At 64.3% G+C, this 18,332-nt stretch carries 18 protein-coding genes and 2 tRNA genes; 17 read left to right on the top strand and 3 right to left on the bottom strand.

Features of this window, described 5'->3' with window-relative positions; all coding sequences use genetic code 11:
• The first annotated feature begins 27 nt into the window (after nt 1–27).
• The 7 genes from tig (at nt 28) to WDM86_19705 (ending at nt 9,211) form a co-directional block, all read left to right on the top strand.
• A complete protein-coding gene (tig, locus tag WDM86_19735) occupies nt 28–1,395 on the top strand; it encodes a trigger factor (GenBank protein ID MEI9992256.1) in 1,368 nt (455 codons plus the stop codon).
• 201 nt (nt 1,396–1,596) lie between these two features.
• Complete coding sequence (locus WDM86_19730; GenBank protein MEI9992255.1) at nt 1,597–2,202, top strand: ATP-dependent Clp protease proteolytic subunit; 606 nt, start codon at nt 1,597–1,599, stop codon at nt 2,200–2,202.
• Nucleotides 2,203–2,386: 184 nt separating this feature from the next.
• The gene (clpX, locus tag WDM86_19725; protein ID MEI9992254.1) at nt 2,387–3,655 is read left to right on the top strand and encodes an ATP-dependent Clp protease ATP-binding subunit ClpX; all 1,269 of its coding nucleotides are present in this window, start codon (nt 2,387–2,389) and stop codon (nt 3,653–3,655) included.
• Nucleotides 3,656–3,841: 186 nt separating this feature from the next.
• Entirely contained in the window at nt 3,842–4,021 is a 180-nt protein-coding gene (locus tag WDM86_19720; protein ID MEI9992253.1) for a hypothetical protein, read from the top strand.
• Complete coding sequence (locus WDM86_19715; GenBank protein ID MEI9992252.1) at nt 4,018–6,042, top strand: asparagine synthase-related protein; 2,025 nt, start codon at nt 4,018–4,020, stop codon at nt 6,040–6,042. The genes WDM86_19720 and WDM86_19715 overlap by 4 nt, the downstream gene beginning before the upstream one ends.
• 307 nt (nt 6,043–6,349) lie before the next feature.
• Nucleotides 6,350–8,779: an endopeptidase La gene (gene lon, locus WDM86_19710; GenBank protein ID MEI9992251.1), complete on the top strand. Its 2,430-nt coding sequence runs from the start codon at nt 6,350–6,352 to the stop codon at nt 8,777–8,779.
• A 156-nt stretch (nt 8,780–8,935) separates the two neighbouring features.
• Nucleotides 8,936–9,211 (top strand): HU family DNA-binding protein, encoded by a 276-nt coding sequence (locus WDM86_19705; protein ID MEI9992250.1) that lies wholly within the window; start codon nt 8,936–8,938, stop codon nt 9,209–9,211.
• A gap of 76 nt (nt 9,212–9,287) precedes the next feature.
• Here the strand turns inward: WDM86_19705 and WDM86_19700 are convergent, their stop codons facing one another.
• The 3 genes from WDM86_19700 to WDM86_19690 all read right to left on the bottom strand — a co-directional run bounded on the left by WDM86_19700 (nt 9,288) and on the right by WDM86_19690 (nt 10,948).
• Entirely contained in the window at nt 9,288–10,232 is a 945-nt protein-coding gene (locus tag WDM86_19700; GenBank protein ID MEI9992249.1) for a ribose-phosphate pyrophosphokinase, read from the bottom strand.
• A gap of 88 nt (nt 10,233–10,320) precedes the next feature.
• On the bottom strand, nt 10,321–10,851 hold the full coding sequence (locus WDM86_19695) for a hypothetical protein (GenBank protein MEI9992248.1): 531 nt from the start codon (nt 10,849–10,851) through the stop codon (nt 10,321–10,323).
• A 21-nt stretch (nt 10,852–10,872) separates the two neighbouring features.
• Nucleotides 10,873–10,948: transfer RNA gene (locus tag WDM86_19690), tRNA-Val, on the bottom strand.
• 276 nt (nt 10,949–11,224) lie between these two features.
• Here WDM86_19690 and WDM86_19685 point away from each other — a divergent pair.
• The 10 genes from WDM86_19685 to nuoF all read left to right on the top strand — a co-directional run bounded on the left by WDM86_19685 (nt 11,225) and on the right by nuoF (nt 18,329).
• Nucleotides 11,225–11,779, top strand: coding sequence for a hypothetical protein (locus tag WDM86_19685; GenBank protein ID MEI9992247.1), 555 nt, complete (start codon nt 11,225–11,227; stop codon nt 11,777–11,779).
• A 56-nt stretch (nt 11,780–11,835) separates the two neighbouring features.
• Nucleotides 11,836–12,273, top strand: coding sequence for an EF-hand domain-containing protein (locus tag WDM86_19680; protein ID MEI9992246.1), 438 nt, complete (start codon nt 11,836–11,838; stop codon nt 12,271–12,273).
• Between the two features lie 103 nt (nt 12,274–12,376).
• Nucleotides 12,377–12,453: transfer RNA gene (locus WDM86_19675), tRNA-Asp, on the top strand.
• A 236-nt stretch (nt 12,454–12,689) separates the two neighbouring features.
• The gene (locus WDM86_19670) at nt 12,690–13,055 is read left to right on the top strand and encodes an NADH-quinone oxidoreductase subunit A (protein ID MEI9992245.1); all 366 of its coding nucleotides are present in this window, start codon (nt 12,690–12,692) and stop codon (nt 13,053–13,055) included.
• Nucleotides 13,046–13,630 (top strand): NADH-quinone oxidoreductase subunit B family protein, encoded by a 585-nt coding sequence (locus WDM86_19665; GenBank protein MEI9992244.1) that lies wholly within the window; start codon nt 13,046–13,048, stop codon nt 13,628–13,630. Before WDM86_19670 ends, WDM86_19665 begins: the two co-directional genes overlap by 10 nt.
• Complete coding sequence (locus tag WDM86_19660; GenBank protein ID MEI9992243.1) at nt 13,631–14,251, top strand: NADH-quinone oxidoreductase subunit C; 621 nt, start codon at nt 13,631–13,633, stop codon at nt 14,249–14,251.
• Nucleotides 14,248–15,453, top strand: a complete 1,206-nt coding sequence (locus WDM86_19655; GenBank protein ID MEI9992242.1) for an NADH-quinone oxidoreductase subunit D — start codon at nt 14,248–14,250, stop codon at nt 15,451–15,453. Before WDM86_19660 ends, WDM86_19655 begins: the two co-directional genes overlap by 4 nt.
• Nucleotides 15,453–16,409, top strand: coding sequence for a class I SAM-dependent methyltransferase (locus tag WDM86_19650; GenBank protein ID MEI9992241.1), 957 nt, complete (start codon nt 15,453–15,455; stop codon nt 16,407–16,409). The genes WDM86_19655 and WDM86_19650 overlap by 1 nt, the downstream gene beginning before the upstream one ends.
• A gap of 4 nt (nt 16,410–16,413) precedes the next feature.
• The gene (gene nuoE / locus WDM86_19645) at nt 16,414–17,046 is read left to right on the top strand and encodes an NADH-quinone oxidoreductase subunit NuoE (protein ID MEI9992240.1); all 633 of its coding nucleotides are present in this window, start codon (nt 16,414–16,416) and stop codon (nt 17,044–17,046) included.
• Nucleotides 17,046–18,329, top strand: a complete 1,284-nt coding sequence (gene nuoF / locus WDM86_19640) for an NADH-quinone oxidoreductase subunit NuoF (GenBank protein ID MEI9992239.1) — start codon at nt 17,046–17,048, stop codon at nt 18,327–18,329. The genes nuoE and nuoF overlap by 1 nt, the downstream gene beginning before the upstream one ends.
• Nucleotides 18,330–18,332 lie beyond the last annotated feature (3 nt).

Raw genomic sequence — 18,332 nt, 5'->3', positions numbered from 1 at the left:
AACGCGTATTTTCAGGGAAGCAGAACGATGCAAATTACCGAGACCGTATCCGAAGGCCTGCGCCGCGAATATAAGGTCGTCATCGCCCAGAGCGATCTCGACTCGCGCCTCACTGGCCGGCTCGAGGAAATGAAGCCGCGCGTGAACCTCAAGGGCTTTCGCCCGGGCAAGGCACCGGTCTCCTTCCTGAAGAAGAGCTTCGGCAAGTCGCTGATGGGCGAGATTGTCGAGGCCGCCGTCAACGAATCCAGCCAGAAGGCCGTCAGCGACAACGCGCTGAAGCCCGCCGCCCCGCCCAAGGTCGATCTCGTCAGCCAGATCGAGCAGGTCGTCGACGGCAAGAGCGATCTGGAATTCACCGTCCAGGTCGATCTGATGCCGGATTTCGAGCTGGCGGACGTCTCCAAGCTGAAGATCGAGCGGCTGGTCGGCGAAGTCGGCGACGCCGATGTCGAAGAAGCCCTGAAGCGCCTGGCCGAGCAGTCCAAGACCTTCTCGCCGCGCGAGGCGGACGAGCCGGCCGAGAGCGGCGACACGCTGGTCATCGATTTCGTCGGCAAGACCGACGGCGTCGAATTCCCTGGCGGCCGGGCGGAGAATTTCAATCTCGGCCTGGGCACCGGCCAGCTCATCCCCGGCTTCGAGGACCAGCTCATCGGCGCCAAGAAGGACGAGGCGCGCGAGGTCAAGGTGGCGTTCCCCGCCGACTATCCGGAAGCCAGCCTCGCCGGCAAGGACGCGGTGTTCGAGGTCACGGTGAAGGAGGTCAGGAAGCCCGACCCCATCGTCATCGACGGCGAATTCGCCAAGAAGCTCGGCATCGAAGACCTCGCCACGCTCAAGGATCGCGTGCGCGACCAGATCAAGTCCGATTTCGCCAAGGCCAGCCGGCTGCACATGAAGCGCCGCATCCTCGACGCGCTCGACGAGACCCATTCCTTCGCGCTGCCGCAGGGCATGGTCAATGCCGAGTTCGACGGGATCTGGAAGCAGGTCGAGGCCGAGCTCAAGCGCGAAGGCAAGACCGCCGAGGACGAAGGCAAGTCCGAGGACGAGCTCAAGAAGGAATACCACGAGATTGCCGAGCGCCGCGTGCGACTCGGCCTGGTGCTGGCGCGCCTCGGCGAGCAGAACGGCATCACGGTCGGCGCCGAAGAGGTCCAGCGCGCCGCCATGGCGCGGGCACGTCAGTTCCCCGGCCAGGAGCAGCAGGTGCTGCAATTCTACTCGCAGAATCCGCAGGCCGCCGCCGAACTGCGCGCCCCGATCTTCGAGGACAAGGTCGTCGACTTCATCGCCGAACTGGCCGACGTGACCGACCGCAAGGTCGATCGCGACACGCTGTTCATGGACCCGGACGAGGCGGTCGAGAAGATGAAGGCCGAGAAGGCCTGAAACCGCGCCAATCCGGGTGTGGCGCGGGAGTTCCGCGATTTCGCGCGACAGGATTCAGCGTCCAATAACCCTTTGTGAGCAAGGGTCGCAATGACGCTTGCGGCGCTATATATGTGTCATTGACGTGCCACCGGGCGCGTAAGACTCTCGGAAAGCTGATTCGAAAGGCTGGAATTCATGGCAGACCCGCGCGACATCATGATGAACACGCTGGTGCCGATGGTGGTCGAACAGACCGCGCGCGGCGAACGCGCCTACGACATCTATTCGCGTCTCCTGAAGGAGCGGGTGATCTTCATCACCGGCCCGATCGAGGATTACGGCGCCAGCCTCATCACTGCCCAGCTTCTGTTCCTCGAGGCCGAGAATCCGAAGAAGGAAGTCCACATGTACATCAACTCGCCGGGCGGGGTGGTGACGGCGGGCCTTGCGATCTACGACACGATGCAGCTCATCCGCCCGCCGGTGCAGACCTTCTGCGTCGGCCAGGCGGCGAGCGCCGCGTCGCTGCTGCTCATGGCGGGCAAGAAGGGCGAGCGTTTTGCGCTGCCCAACAGCCGCGTCCTGGTGCACCAGCCGAGCGCCTCCTATTACGGCCAGGCGGCGGACATCGCCCGCCACGCCGAGGAAGTGGTCAAGCTGAAGCACCGGCTTAACGAAATTTACGCCAAGCATACCGGTCGTACGGTGGCGGAGATTGAAAGAGCGCTCGATCGCGATACATATATGACGGCAGAGGAGGCGAAAGCCTTCGGCCTGATCGACCAGATCATGGCGCGGCGTCCGGAAGGCACGGACGGCGCCTGAAGTTCCCGAAAAAGCGCCGGATTCCCAAGGGATTGAGCCAGATTAAACAATTCTTGATCCGCCTGGCGCTAACGTGGTCGAATGAACGGATGTGGGCGCTGCTTCGGTTGGCGCCAATTATGGAATGCATCGGCCCGCAAGGGTTGGGTGGGAAGCAAACGAGGCAAAAAGCCTTGGAGAACCAATGAGTAAGGCGAGCGGCGGCGAATCCAAGAATACGCTGTACTGTTCCTTCTGCGGCAAGAGCCAGCACGAGGTCCGCAAGCTCATTGCCGGGCCGACCGTGTTCATCTGCGATGAATGCGTCGAACTGTGCATGGAGATCATCCGCGAGGAGAACAAGACCTCCTTCATGAAGTCGAAGGAGGGCGTGCCGACGCCCCAGGAGATCTTCAAGGTCCTCGACGACTACGTGGTCGGCCAGCAGCACGCCAAGAAGGTCCTGAGCGTCGCGGTCCACAACCACTACAAGCGCATCAATTCGTCCGGCAAGAACGGCGATGTCGAGTTGGCGAAATCCAACATCATGCTGATCGGCCCGACCGGCTGCGGCAAGACGCTGCTCGCGCAGACGCTGGCCCGCATCCTCGACGTGCCCTTCACGATGGCCGACGCCACGACGCTGACCGAGGCCGGCTATGTCGGCGAGGACGTCGAGAACATCATCCTCAAGCTGCTCCAGAACGCCGACTACAATGTCGAGCGGGCGCAGCGCGGCATCGTCTATATCGACGAGGTCGACAAGATCAGCCGCAAGTCCGACAATCCCTCGATTACCCGCGACGTGTCGGGCGAGGGCGTGCAGCAGGCGCTGCTGAAGATCATGGAAGGCACGGTCGCCTCGGTTCCGCCGCAGGGCGGGCGCAAGCATCCGCAGCAGGAGTTTCTCCAGGTCGACACGACCAACATCCTGTTCATCGTCGGCGGCGCCTTCGCCGGCCTCGACAAGATCATCTCGTCGCGCACCCACGGCTCCTCGATGGGCTTCGGCGCCAATGTCCGCGCCCCCGACGAGCGCGGCACGGGCGAAGTGCTCCGCGAAGTGGAACCCGAGGATCTGCTGAAGTTCGGCCTGATCCCGGAATTCATCGGCCGCCTGCCGATCCTGGCGACGCTGGGCGATCTGTCGGAGCCGGCGCTGATCGAGATCCTGACCCGCCCGAAGAACGCGCTCGCCAAGCAGTATCAGCGCATGTTCGAGATGGAAGGCGTCAAGCTGCGCTTCCAGGAAGAGGCGATGCACTCGATCGCCCGCAAGGCGATCGCGCGCCGCACCGGCGCCCGCGGCCTGCGCTCGATCATGGAAGGCTTCCTCCTGGAGACGATGTTCGAGCTTCCGACGCTGAACGGCGTGCAGGAAGTGGTGATCACGTCGGACGTCGTCGAAGGCAAGGCGCGTCCGCTGTACACCTATTCGGACAAGGCCGAAGCCCGCGAAAACAAGGCGAGCTGACCTAAGGGTTCGAAGCGCGCTCGCACGCGCTGTCTCGGGACTGCGCACGCTATCCGGCTATCGGCGGGAAAGTTTCCCAAGGCCGCGTTTTTGCGTGCGCCTTGCTTGTTCGGCATTGAGAGCAGAGATTGTAGCCGGGCTGGTTCACTCGTACGTCGGCGCAAGCGCGCAAGCAAAAGAGGCAAGATGCAAACCAAGCCCAATACCACCAGGCCCGAAGTCGGGCCCCTACCGGCGCGTCGGCGCTGGGAAGCGCCGCGTGTCATCGTGAGCGAATTGGTGTCGAATACCAACGTGAAATTCAACGCCAATCCCAGCGAAGTACACGCGTTGACAACCAATTCCATCGCCAATCATAGTTCTTGAGCGCGCTGGCGGGGGTCTTGCGGCTCGATGGCGGTCCGTTGCGCCAGGCCGATGTCGAACGCCAGATCAGCACCATGCAGCATGCGGGCCCGGATCGCATGCGGGTCCGGTGCAGCGGGCCGATCGGGCTCGGTCATGCGTTGTTGCGCGTCACGCATGAAGATGCTTTCGACAGCCAGCCGATCGTCGCGGACGGCATCGCGGTCGTCGCCGATGTGCGCCTCGACAACCGCGAAGAGCTCGCGCGTGCGCTCGACATCGGCGAAACCTCGTTGGCGCGCCTCGCCGACAGTGCCCTGATTGCCGCTGCCTACAAGCATTGGGGCGAGGATTGCGCCGCCCATCTGCTCGGCGATTTCGCCTTCGCGATCTGGGACGGTCGGCTGCAAAAGCTGACGCTCGCCCGCGATCACATGGGAAACCGTTCCATTCGTTACCATCGCGGCGCAGGCTTCTTCGCCTTCGCCAGCCAGGCAAAGGGCTTGTGGGCGCTTGCCGACGTGCCGCGCCGGATCGACGAATTCCAGCTCGGCCGCAGGCTCACCTTCGACTTTCGCGGCCCGCCGGGGCGCACGCTGTTCGAGGGCATCGACGCACTTGCGGGGGGCACGGTTCTGACGGTCTTGGCCGACGGAACGACGCGCTTGAACCGCTACTGGACGCCGGCGCCGGATCCCGCCCATCTCGGCCGCGACGAAGCCTATTATGTCGAGACCTATCGCAAGATTCTCGCCGAGGCGGTGGCATGCCGCATCCGCAGGGCGGTTCATCCGGTCGGGCTGTTCCTCAGCGGCGGCATGGACAGCGCGGCCATCGCGGCGCTCGCCGGTCCGGCGATGCGGGCACGGCGGCGCAGGCTCATCGCCGTCTGTTCGGCGATGCCGTCGGACCGGCCGGGAAATCCGCTCGATTCACGCCCGTGGGCGCAAGCCTGCGCGCGCCACATGCCGCATCTCGATGTGCGTTATGTCACGCGCGAGGATACGCGCTATCTCGACGGGCTGGAAACCGCTTTCCTGCGCACCGATCTCGCGTCGAGCGTCAATCGCGTGGCGAATCACGCCGTGCACCGCGTTTTGGCCGAGGCCGGTGCGCGGGTCGTCATGGATGGGCACGGCGGCGATTACACGGTCAACGAGACATCGCATGGCTGGTTCGCGGACCGGCTCAAGCGGGGTCATCTGCGCGGCGTCCTTCGGGAACTGCTCGCCTGTGCCCGTCGCCGAAACCTCTCGGCATGGACGGTCCTGCGGGCCGAGGCGATTGTGCCTTTCGTGCCGGAATGGCTCGTGCGTTTGCGGGATCGACGGCGCGGACGTGCGCTCAACCATGAAGCGGTTTTTCCGCTGACCCGGGCCTTCGAACAACAGATTGAGCGGCAGGGCGGTCACCGCCAGGCGCTGAAGCTGGTGTTTGGCGGCAAGACGTATCGCGCAGGCCGTTTGGCGGCGCTAAATCAGCAGCTGGCACAGGAAGCCAGTTCCGGTCATCCCAGTGCGGCGGCACATGGTCTGGAATACACGCAACCCTTCCACGACAAGCGGGTGATCGAGTTCGCGCTGGCCGTACCGTCGTCTCTGCTGCTCCGCGACGGGCTCGACCGCCATCTCGGGCGGCGGGCGCTTGCCGATCTTCTGCCGCCGGAGATTTTGCAGCGCCCGCGCAAAGGCCGCGACGATCGCATCCCGGACCTCGCGGCCGTGGTCGAACGGGAGCGGCCGCAATTGCTGGCCGAAATCGCGCGGATGGAAGCCAAACCGCGGCTGCGCGCCATCTTCGCCTTCGCGGCGATGCGCCACATGCTCCGGCCGCCGGATGGCCGCGACGACGGGTTGCCCAACATGCGGCTCGCGCGCGCCGTATCCGCCTTCATGCAGGCCCGCTTCATCGAATGGTTCGAGCGCGACAATCGCGGAGCCGAAGGAGATGAGGCCGAAGCGGTCGGGTCGCGCGGCGTGTCCAGGAATGGAACTCCGGCGGGGATTTTGGAACTGGAGACGCCACAGGCCATTGAATCCTGACCTGGATTGCCGCGGACCGAAGCGGCGCTCGCAATTTGGCGGTCGAAAAGCGATTATCGTGACGGACCGTCACGCACGGACAACATGTCGCTAAGCAAGAGTGCGGAAACCTTGATCCTCTAGGGTTCGGGTTCGAGAAATTGCGGCTAGCATCAATATCTTGAAACGGCCCAACCGGGGGGCCACTTTACCTATCCACGGAGTCGTCCATCGGGAGGCTCCATCACCCCGGTACCGGTGCCCATCGCAAGGGGCTGGCACCGATCAGCACCCGCCCCACGGATAGTGGAGCGGCGAGGAGAACAAAATGTCCGATTTCGAAGGCATTCCCAGTACCCCAAAGAGCGAAAGTGGCGGCCTTCTGGCGCCGGTTCTGCCGCTCCGCGATATTGTCGTGTTTCCCCATATGATCGTTCCGCTGTTCGTCGGCCGCGAGAAGTCCGTGCGCGCCCTCGAAGAGGTGATGAACGACGAAAAGCAGATCCTGCTGCTCACCCAGAAGAACAAGGACGATGACGATCCAGGCGCCGACGGCCTGCATTCCATCGGCACGCTGGCGACGGTGCTTCAGCTCCTGAAGCTTCCCGACCAGACCGTGCGCGTCCTCGTCGAGGGCAAGAGCCGCGCCCGCGTCACCGGTTTCGTGCCGCGCACCGACTTCTTCCAGGCGACCATCGAGCGCATTCCGGACGGCGTCAGCGACGCCAAGGAAGTCGAGGCGCTGGTCCGCACGGTGAAGACGAACTTCGAACAGTACATCAAGCTGAACAAGAAGGTCCCGGCCGAGCAGCTCGCCATGGTCGCGCAGATCGACGAGCCGGCGAAGCTCGCCGACACCGTCGCCTCGCATCTGTCGGTGAAGATCGCCGACCGCCAGGCATTGCTCGAGACGCTGGGCACCGTCCAGCGGCTGGAGAAGGTCCTCTCGCTGATCGAATCGGAGATCGGCGTGCTTCAGGTCGAGCGGAAAATCCGCAGCCGCGTGAAGCGCCAGATGGAGAAGACCCAGCGCGAGTACTACCTCAACGAACAGCTCAAGGCGATCCAGAAGGAGCTCGGCGAAGGCGACGACGGCCGCGACGAGATGAACGAGCTGGAAGAGCGCATCCGCAAGACCAAGCTCTCCAAGGAAGCCCGCGACAAGGTGCAGGCCGAGGTGAAGAAGCTCCGCTCGATGTCGCCGATGTCGGCCGAGGCCACGGTGGTGCGCAACTACCTCGACTGGATCCTGTCGCTCCCCTGGGGCAAGCGGTCGAAGGTCAAGCGCGACATCGTCGAGGCCGAGCGCGTCCTCAACGACGACCATTACGGCCTGGAGAAGGTCAAGGAACGCATCCTGGAATATCTCGCCGTGCAGCAGCGCGCCGGCAAGATGAAGGGCCCGATCCTGTGTCTCGTCGGCCCGCCCGGCGTCGGCAAGACTTCGCTCGCCAAGTCGATCGCCAAGGCCACGGGGCGCGAATACGTCCGCATGAGCCTCGGCGGCGTGCGGGACGAAGCGGAGATCCGCGGCCATCGCCGTACCTATATCGGCTCGATGCCCGGCAAGGTCATCCAGTCGATGAAGAAGGCGAAGACGGCCAATCCGCTCTTCCTGCTCGACGAGATCGACAAGCTCGGCGCCGACTGGCGGGGCGACCCGTCCTCGGCGCTGCTTGAAGTCCTGGACCCGGAGCAGAACCACACCTTCAACGACCACTATCTGGAGGTCGATTTCGACCTGTCGGACGTGATGTTCATCACCACGGCGAATTCCCTGCGCATGCCGGGACCGCTGATGGACCGCATGGAGATCATCCGCATCCCCGGCTACACCGAGGACGAGAAGGTCGAGATCGCCAAGCGCCACCTCATCGCCAAGGAGATGAAGGCGCACGGCCTGAAGGACGACGAGTGGCGGATCACCGACGCGGGCCTGCGCGACCTCATCCGCTATCACACCCGTGAGGCGGGCGTGCGCAGCCTGGAGCGTGAGATCGCCAACCTCGCCCGCAAGGCGGTGAAGGAGATCGTCAGCCACAAGGCGACCAGCGTCGTGGTCGACGAGACCAATGTCGACACCTATGCCGGCGTGCGGAAGTTCCGCTATGGCGAGGTCGAGGGCGAGGACCAGGTCGGTGTCGTCACCGGTCTGGCCTGGACCGAGGTCGGCGGCGACACGCTGCAGATCGAGTCCGTCATGCTGCCCGGCAAGGGCCGCATGCAGACCACCGGCAAGCTCGGCGAGGTGATGAAGGAATCGATCGACGCGGCGCGGTCCTATGTCCGCTCCAAGGCGACCAGCTTCGGCATCAAGCCGCCGCTGTTCGACAAGATCGACATCCATGTGCACGTGCCCGAAGGCGCGACGCCCAAGGACGGTCCGTCGGCGGGGCTCGCCATGGCCACCTCCATCATCTCGGTGATCACCGGCATCCCGGTGCGCCGCGACGTGGCGATGACCGGCGAGGTCACCTTGCGGGGCAGGGCGCTGCCGATCGGCGGCCTGAAGGAGAAGCTGCTCGCGGCCCTGCGCGCCGGCATCAAGACGGTGATCATCCCGCAGGAGAACGAGAAGGACCTGGCCGAAGTCCCGGACAATGTGAAGTCCGGCATGACCATCGTGCCGGTCGCCAATGTCGGCGAAGTCCTGAAAGTCGCGCTCGTGCGCCAGCCCGAGCCGATCGACTGGAGCGAGACCGATGTGGTGACGCCGCCCCCGGTGGCACCCGAAAACGACGCCATCGTCACGCACTGACAAGGTGTTAGCTTAAGAAGAGGCCCCGGACGGTTAACCGTCCGGGGCCTTTTTCCTGCCTTTTTCCGCTGAAATCTTGGGTTTTTCGGTTTGACCGCGCGCCAACTGGTCATAAAGTCGGCGTGTCGGAGCGAATCGCGCAAAGGAGCCGTCGCCGTGAACAAGAACGATCTCATCCAGAAACTGTCCGAGCAGACCGGACTGGACAAGAATACCTCGGCCAAGGCCGTGGATGGTGTGTTCGATTTGATCGCGGCCACGCTCAAGTCGGGAGAAGAAGTCCGCCTGACCGGCTTCGGCGTTTTCGTCGTCGCCACCCGCGCCGGCGGCAAGGGCCGCAACCCGCAGACCGGCGAGGAGATCGTCATCAAGCCCTCCAAGCAGCCCCGGTTCCGCCCCGGCAAGCAGCTCAAGGATTCGCTGAACACCTAGCCGCGCGGGCGTTCGACACTTTCCAGACCTTTTCCCGTTGAGACACGGTCGGGCGGATTTTGTGTCGGCGCCCGGCTCAGGTCGCGTGGAACAGCGCGCTCACGGATTCGCCGTCATGGATGCGCCGGATCGCCTCGGCGAGCGGCGCCGCGATCGACAGGACCGTCAGCTTCGGCGCCCGCTTGTCGGCGGCGATCGGCACCGAATTGGTGCAGACGATCTCCAGCACGTCGGGCTGCTCGCTGAGGCGCGCCGCCGCGCCGGCCGCGAACAGGCCGTGCGTGCAGGCGATCCGGATCGAGCGGACCTGGCGCTCGCGCAGATGCTTCAGGAGCTCCATCGTGGTCGAGCCCTTGGCGATCTCGTCGTCCAGCACGATCACGTCCTTGTCCCTGACATCGCCGATGATGGAGCTGATCTTCACCTTGTCGTCGGCGAAGCGCTGCTTGGCGGCCGCCGCCACGCCGACGCCCAGCAGCCGTGCAAAGGCGGCCGTCTCCTTGGCGTTGCCGAGGTCCGGCGACACCGCCACCGTGTTGGAGAGGTCGTATTGCCGGAAGTGGTCGGCCAGCTCGTTCAGCGCGTGCAGGTGATCGACGGGAATCGAGAAGAACCCATGCACCTGCGGCGAATGCAGCGTCATGGTGAGCACGCGGTTGGCGCCCGCCGTCACGATCAGGTCGGCCACCAGCCTTCCGCCGATGGAGATGCGTGGCGCGTCCTTCTTGTCCGACCTGGCATAGGAATAGTGCGGCATGACGAGCGTGATGCGCGAGGCCGAGGCGCCGCGCGCCGCGTCCAGCATCAGCAGTGCCTCGACCAAGTGCTCCTGCACCGGCGTCACCAGCGGCTGGATGATGAACACGTCGCGCTCGCGGCAATTGGACTGGAGCTGGACCTCCAGGCAGTCATTGGCGAAGCGCACGAGCTTGGACGGGTGCAGCGGCACGCCGAGGTGCTGGCAGATCTCCGCCGCGAGCTCGGGATGGGCGCTGCCGCTGAAGACGGTGATCTCTTTCAAGGCGGTCGCCTCCGTGCCGGATCGCGCGCGCCTTATCCACGGTTTGGCGGCGGCCGCCCATGCGGCCCAGCGCCGCCACGGCGCGCCGTCAGCTTTCCCCGCTCTTTTGGTTGCGCACGATATAGACCTGGTAAGCGACCGCATCCCATGCGTTGTGGATGCCGTCGAACAGCAGGATGAGCGTCGCGGCGCCGATGCCGAACAGTGCCGCTTCCAGATGCGCCAGCGCCACGGCGCCGCTCAGCACCAGCAGGCCGTACGCCACGAAAGGCAGCAGGACGTGGAAGATCCGATCCTCCATGTCCATCCGATAGGCGCGCTGGCGCCGCATGCGCTCTACCGGCAACGCCATGTAGAGCAGGCCGCACAGGCCCGCCGCCGCGGCGGCCCAAATTGCGTCGATCGCGGCGGGCCACGGCACCCGCACCAGCGCCGAGACGAGCAGGCAGGCGGCGAAATGCACCACGGTCGGCGTGGCGAAGGCGCGGCCGGCTTCCGCGAGGCCGGGCTGCGGCCGTTCCGCGATCAGGGTCATGACCACGAATTGCAGGCCGATCAGCGCGCCGGCGGCCGATCCGACGATGACGTAGAAACTGTCCCACTCGCTCAACGCCGACATGCATCCTCTCATGGCTGCGAATGGTGGGCGGTGACGGGCTCGAACCGCCGACCCTATCGGTGTAAACGATATGCTCTACCAACTGAGCTAACCGCCCATTTGGCGGCTATATAGCAGCATCTTCGCTGCTTGCCAGCTTTCGCGGCCGGCACCGGCCGTGCCACTGTTTCCGGGCTTTTGCGGCGGGGAATTCATGCGCGCTTTCTCGGTTCTTTTGACGGCCTTTGCCCTGGCCGCCGTTTCGCTCCCGCCCCTCTTCGACAGCGTCCGGGGCAAGGTCGGCCTCTGCTGACGATTACGGGCCGGCAATCCAGCGACGCTTTGCGACACAAGCGGGTTCGCGGTTGTTCCCGCCCCGGTCTATGGTGACGCCATGAACAAAACCGCGCTCGCCGTCATTCCGCTCGTCCTTGTGCTGGCGGCCGCCTGCAGTTCGACGCCGCCCCGCCAGGGCCGCTGGAATCCCAACGCCGTGCCGCGCGACGAGAACTGGCATTCGCCGGCCGCCGCGCTGCTGCGCTACGACGCCAACCATGACGGCACGCTGACGCGCACCGAGCTCCTCGCCGGCCTGCACGCCGAGTTCGACACCTATGACGTCGAGCACAAGAACTGCCTCGGCCCCGACCAGGTCCGCGCCATCAACCAGTTGCGCGTGCAGCAGGACGGCTCGCAGGCCTCGCCGCTGGTCGACTGGAACCAGGACAATTGCATCGAGTTCAACGAATTCTCGGGCGCGGCGCTGTCCTTGTTCGACACGCTCGACGTCAACAGCGATGGCCAGCTCACGCCGCAGGAGCTCAATGCCGGCGGCGTGCGCACGCCCGGCGCGGGGCAGGGCGGCACCGGGCAGGGCAGCCGAGGCGGTCACGGCCACCATCGTGGTGGTGGCGGGAGCGGCGGGGGCGGGATGCCGCCCGGCCAGTAACCCAAGGCCGCGCCGGCCGCTTGACGGCGTATCGCCGACAATGCCGAACTTGGCCGATGCGGGGGCGTCTACTCACACTCATAGCGGCATCGCTGCTGGCCGCGGCGTGCTCGACGCCGCACAAGCCGCGCTGGTCGCCTTACCCGGTGCCGCGCTCCGAGGAATGGCACTCCGGCCGGATGACGATCGCCAATTACGACACCGACGGCGACGGCACCGTCACGCGCGAGGAGCTGGAATCGGGCTTGCGGCAATATTTCATGCAGGCCGACACCAACCACGACGGAAAGCTCGACCCCGACGAGGCGGCCGCGGCCAATCAGCGCCGTATCGAGAAGGACGGCACGGCCGCCATTCCGCTGATCGATTGGAACCACGACGGCTATGTCGACTTCACGGAGTTCGCCGGCGGCGTGCGGTCCCTGTTCGAGCAACTGGACCTGGACGGCGACGGCAAGGTGACGATAGACGAATTCCGCCGCGCGCCGCCCTGACGCGCGCATTTTTCCCGGGAAATGCCTTGCTCTGCTTGACAGCGACGGAGCGGGCGCCCTACACCGGCCCCCTTTCGCGGAACGGGCCCTCAGGCCCCGATGCGGGGGCGTAGCTCAGTTGGTTAGAGTGTCGGCCTGTCACGCCGAAGGTCGCGGGTTCGAGCCCCGTCGCTCCCGCCATTTCCATCCTTCATGCGGTGCGAAATGGCTTCCCGGAAGGGCCTGATTCACGGGCCAATTCCGCTGTTGGGAATCGTTCGCAACTGGCCGCAAAAATCCTGTTTTTTCCGGTCGAATCTTGGTCTACACCCGCGTTGCTCGCGGGTGGCCGGCTCTTATACTGCACCCGCGAAATACCAAAGTCCGACCTGTTCCTTGGGCGCGCCCGCGCCAGGGCCGGATGAGAAGGCTCGGGAATGGAAAAGCAGCTCCTGGAATATCTCCCCATCCTGATCTTCATCGGCATCGCGGGCGTCATCGCCACCGCCCTGGTCCTGGCACCCGTCATCCTCGCGCCCTCCAAGCCCGATCCCGAAAAGCTCTCGGCCTACGAATGCGGCTTCAATGCCTTCGGCGACGCGCGCATGAAGTTCGACGTGCGCTTCTATCTCGTCTCCATCCTCTTCATCATCTTCGACCTGGAAGTGGCGTTCCTGTTTCCCTGGGCGATCACGCTCGGCGCCACCGGCGTCTTCGCCTTCTGGTCGATGGTGACCTTCCTCGGCGTCCTGACCGTCGGCTTCATCTACGAATGGAAGAAGGGAGCGCTCGAATGGGAGTGATCCCGGCCGGCCCGACATCGCCATTGCCGTATGGAACGGCCGCGCGCGGCGGCGTCGAGGGCGCCCGCGCCGCGCGCGACGACGAGCCCTATTTCAAGGCGATGCAGCAAGAGATGGCCGACAAGGGCTTTCTCGTGACCTCCGCCGAGGCGCTGGTGAACTGGGCCCGCACCGGCTCCTTGATGTGGATGACCTTCGGCCTGGCCTGCTGCGCCGTCGAGATGATGCAGGCGAACATGCCGCGCTATGACCTCGAACGCTTCGGCGCCGCGCCGCGCGGTTCGCCGCGCCAGTCGGACGTGATGATCGTCGCCGGCACGCTGACCAACAAGATGGCGCCGGCCCTGCGCAAGGTCTATGACCAGATGCCGGAGCCGCGCTACGTCATCTCGATGGGCTCCTGCGCCAATGGCGGGGGCTACTATCATTATTCCTACGCCGTCGTGCGCGGCTGCGACCGCATCGTGCCGGTCGACATTTACGTCCCGGGCTGCCCGCCCACCGCCGAAGCGCTGATGTACGGCATCATGCTTCTGCAGCGGAAAATCCGCCGCACCGGAACGATCGAGCGATAGATGGCCGATCTCACCGCCCTTGCGACTCATCTGAGCGAAGCGCTGCCCGGCGCGGTCTTTGGCCACCGGCTGAATGTCGGCGAGCTGTCGGTCGACGTCGCGCCCGGCGAAATCGTGCGCGTCATGAGCTTCCTGCGCGACGATCCGTCCTGCGAGTTCAGGATCCTCGTCGACCTCTGCGGCGTCGACTGGCCAGAGCGCGCCGAGCGCTTCGATGTCGTCTATCACCTGCTGTCGCTCACCAGGAATTTGCGCCTGCGCGTGCATGTGCATGTCGCGGAAGACGAGGCGGTGCCATCCATCGTCGCCGTCTATCCCGCCGCCAACTGGTTCGAGCGTGAGACCTTCGACATGTACGGCATCGCCTTCGCCGATCATCCGGACCTGCGCCGCATCCTCACCGATTACGGCTTTTCCGGTCACCCGTTGCGCAAGGACTTCCCGCTCACCGGCTATGTCGAGGTGCGCTATGACGACGAGCTCAAGCGCGTCGTCTACCAGCCGGTGCAGCTCGTACAGGAATTCCGCGACTTCGATTTCATGAGCCCGTGGGAAGGCGCGCCGCACATCCTGCCCAGCGGCAACAAGGCCGCCTCCGGCAATCCGGGGAAAAAGGCATGAGCGCGGTCCCCGACATCAAGAAAGATACCGGCAACGAAGAAGCGCAGATCACGCTGAACTTCGGCCCGCAGCATCCCGCCGCGCATGGCGTGCTGCGCCTAGTCCTCGACCTTGACGGCGAGATCGTCACCCGCGTCGATCCGCATATCGGCCTCTTGCATCGCGGCACCGAGAAGCTGATCGAGCACAAGACCTATCTGCAGAACATCGGCTATTTCGACCGCCTCGACTACGTAGCCCCGATGAACCAGGAGCACGCCTATGTGCTCGCCATCGAGAAGCTGATCGGCCTGGAAGTGCCCAAGCGCGGCCAATACATCCGCGTGCTGTTCTCCGAGCTCGGCCGGCTGATGAACCACATCCTGAACGTGACGTTCCAGGCGATGGACGTCGGCGCGTTGACCCCGCCGCTTTGGGGCATGGAAAGCCGCGAGACGATGCTGTCGTACTACGAGCGCGTCTCGGGCAGCCGCATGCATGCCAAGTATTTCCGCCCCGGCGGCGTGCACCAGGACCTGCCGCCCGGCCTGCTCGACGACATCCACGCCTTCTGCGATCCCTATCTGAAGGTGCTTGACGACATCGACAGCCTCCTGATCGAGAATCGCATCTTCAAGCAGCGCAATGTCGACATCGGGGTCATCGACCGCGCCCAGGCCGAGATGTGGGGCTTTTCCGGCGTGATGCTGCGCTCCGCCGGCGTCGCCTGGGACCTGCGTCGCGCCCAGCCTTACGAGTGCTACAACGAACTCGATTTCCAGATCCCGATCGGCCGCAACGGCGATTGCTACGACCGGTACGTGATGCGCATGGAAGAGATGCGCCAGTCGGTCAAGATCATGAAACAATGCATCGAGAAGATGCCGTCCGGCCCGGTGTCGTCCACCGACAACAAGGTCGTGCCGCCCAAGCGCGCCGAGATGAAATCGTCGATGGAAGCGCTGATCCACCACTTCAAGCTCTACACCGAGGGCTTTCATGTGCCGGAAGGCGAAGCCTATGCCGCGGTCGAGGCGCCCAAGGGCGAGTTCGGCGTCTATCTGGTGTCGGACGGCTCGAACAAACCCTATCGCTGCAAGATCCGCGCGCCCTCCTTTGTGCATCTTCAGGCGATGGACTACATGAACAAGGGCCACATGCTCGCCGACGTTTCCGCTGTCCTAGGCTCGCTCGACATCGTGTTCGGCGAGGTGGATCGATAATGTCACGCACGAACTTGGTGCTTCGACTGTTGGATCCGTTTGCGGCCTTGATGCTGCTGTTAAGCGCGCCAGCTCTCATGATGGCCGCGCGGGCCCGTTGGCGTGCTCCGCTCACGCGCATGGTGCAAGACCGCATCGGCGTGGGGATTGTGGGTCACCATTACTACGAGCCCATCATCCATCCCAATGATTTGTCGAAGTCGCTCGATGAGGAGCGGAATCTGCCGGGAATTGATCTCAACGCGAACGCGCAGCTGGAACTGGTCTCGCACTTTGGCTATCGCGACGAATTGTTGCAGATTCCCGTCGAAAAGACCGCGCCGAATCAATTCGGCTATAACAACGGCTACTACGGCGCAGGGGATGCCGAAATTCTTTACGACATTATCCGCCATTTCAAGCCGAAGCGGCTATTCGAGATAGGAAGCGGCCAATCCACGCTCATGGCGAGGCTTGCAATCGGTCGGAATATGGCGGAACGCCCTGGATATACTTGCTATCATGTGTGCGTAGAGCCATACGAACAGCCCATGCTCGAAACACTTGGCGTCGAGGTTGTGCGCAAGCGAGTGGAGGATCTCGGCACCGACTTTTTTGGGCCGCTAGAGGATGGCGACATCCTCTTTATCGACTCGTCGCATATCATACGTCCGCAGGGCGACGTCCTGTTCGAATACCTGGAATTGCTGCCTCTGTTGAAATCCGGTGTCATCGTCCATGTCCATGATATCTTTACGCCGCGCGACTACCCCGCTGATTGGGTGCTGCGGTCGCGATGGCTATGGAATGAACAGTATCTGTTGGAGGCGTTCCTCAGTTTCAACGCCGCATATCAGGTCCTGCTGGCTGTGAATTGGCTGTCCAATAATCATCGCGACAAGCTTGGCGATGCATGTCCTGTCCTGTGCAGCCAGCCTGAATTCAGACCCGTAGCTTTTTGGTTGCGCAGGAATTGACGAGATGAGCCTGCGCCGTCTCGCCCCGCCCGAGCTCCAGCCTGCCTCCTTCGAGTTCAATCTCGAAAACCAGGCGCGCGTCGAAAAGGAGATCGCGAAATATCCGCCCGGCCGCCAGGCCTCCGCCGTCATCTCGGCGCTATGGATCGGCCAGGAACAGCAGGGTTGGGTCACCCATCCGATGATCGAAACTATCGGCCGGCGCCTCGACATGCCGTTCATCCGCGTGCTGGAGGTCGCGACCTTCTACACGATGTTCAACCTCGCCCCGGTCGGCAAATTCCATCTGCAGGTCTGCACCACGCCGCCTTGCACGCTGCGCGGCTCCGACGACATCGTGGCCGTCTGCAAGAAGCTGATCGGCCCGGCGCAGATGACGCCGACGGCGGACGGCATGCTGTCCTGGACCGAGGTCGAATGCCTCGGCGCCTGCACCAACGCGCCGGTGTTCCAGGTCTACAAGGATTTCTACGAAGACCTCACCGCCGAATCGACCGCGCGGCTGATCGAGGCCTTCCGTCGCGGCGAACAGCCCAAGCCCGGCCCGCAGGCCGGCCGCACCGGCTCCGAGCCCGCCGGCGGCCCCACCACGCTCACCGATCCATCGCTCTACGCGAAGAAACCGGAACCCGCCTGATGCTCGCCGACAAGGACCGCATCTTCACCAACATCTACGGCTTCCAGGACAAGTCCGTGGCCGGCGCGAAATCGCGCGGGCTGTGGGACGGCACCAAGAAGATCCTCGAACTCGGGCCCGAAGGCATCTGCGATGTCGTCAAGAAGTCGGGCCTGCGCGGCCGCGGCGGCGCCGGCTTCGCCACCGGCCTGAAATGGACCTTCATGCCGAAAGAAGTGAAGGACCGGCCGCATTATCTCGTCGTCAACGCCGACGAATCCGAGCCCGGCACCTGCAAGGACCGGGAGATCATGCGCAACGACCCGCATCATCTCATCGAAGGCTGCCTGATCGCGTGCTTCGCGATGCGCTCGCACACCGCCTACATCTATGTCCGCGGCGAGTTCGTGCGCGAGCGCGAGGCGCTGCAGGCCGCGATCGACGAGTGCTATGAGAAGAAGCTGATCGGCAAGGACAACGTCCACGGCTGGGACTTCGACTGCTACGTCCATCACGGCGCCGGCGCCTATATCTGCGGCGAGGAGACCGCGCTGCTCGAAAGCTTCGAGGGCAAGAAGGGCCTGCCGCGCATGAAGCCGCCGTTCCCGGCGAACATGGGCATCTATGGCTGTCCGACGACGGTGAACAATGTCGAGAGCATCGCGGTGGTTCCGACCATCATGCGGCGCGGCCCCGAATGGTTCGCGAGCTTCGGCCGCCCCAACAACACCGGCACCAAGCTGTTTCAGATCTCCGGCCATGTCGAGAAGCCCTGCGTCGTCGAGGAGAGCCTCGGCATTCCGATGAAGGAACTGATCGAGAAATATGCTGGCGGCGTGCGCGGCGGCTGGGACAATCTTCTGGCCGTGATCCCCGGCGGCGCCTCCTGCCCGATGATCCCGAAATCGGTCTGCGACGAGGTCCTGATGGATTTCGATTCGCTGAAGGCGGCGAATTCCTCGCTCGGCACTGCGGCGGTGATCGTGATGGACAAGTCCACCGATCTGGTGAAAACCGTCGCGCGCTATGCCTATTTCTACAAGCACGAGAGCTGCGGCCAGTGCACGCCGTGCCGCGAAGGCACCGGCTGGATGTGGCGCGTGATGCGCCGCCTCGAAACCGGCGATGCCCGCGTCGAGGAGATCGACCAGCTCTGGGAAGTCGGCAAGCAGTGCGAGGGCCACACGATCTGCGGCCTGGGCGACGCCGCGCCCTGGCCGATTCAGGGCCTGATCCGCCATTTCCGCCCCGAGCTCGAACGGCGCATCGCCGAACGCGCCAGGCAACCGATGGCGGCGGAGTAGCCG

The sequence above is a fragment of the Rhizomicrobium sp. genome (genome assembly GCA_037200045.1).
Lineage (GTDB): Bacteria > Pseudomonadota > Alphaproteobacteria > Micropepsales > Micropepsaceae > Rhizomicrobium.
This window is presented reverse-complemented; position numbering and strand designations above follow the sequence as displayed.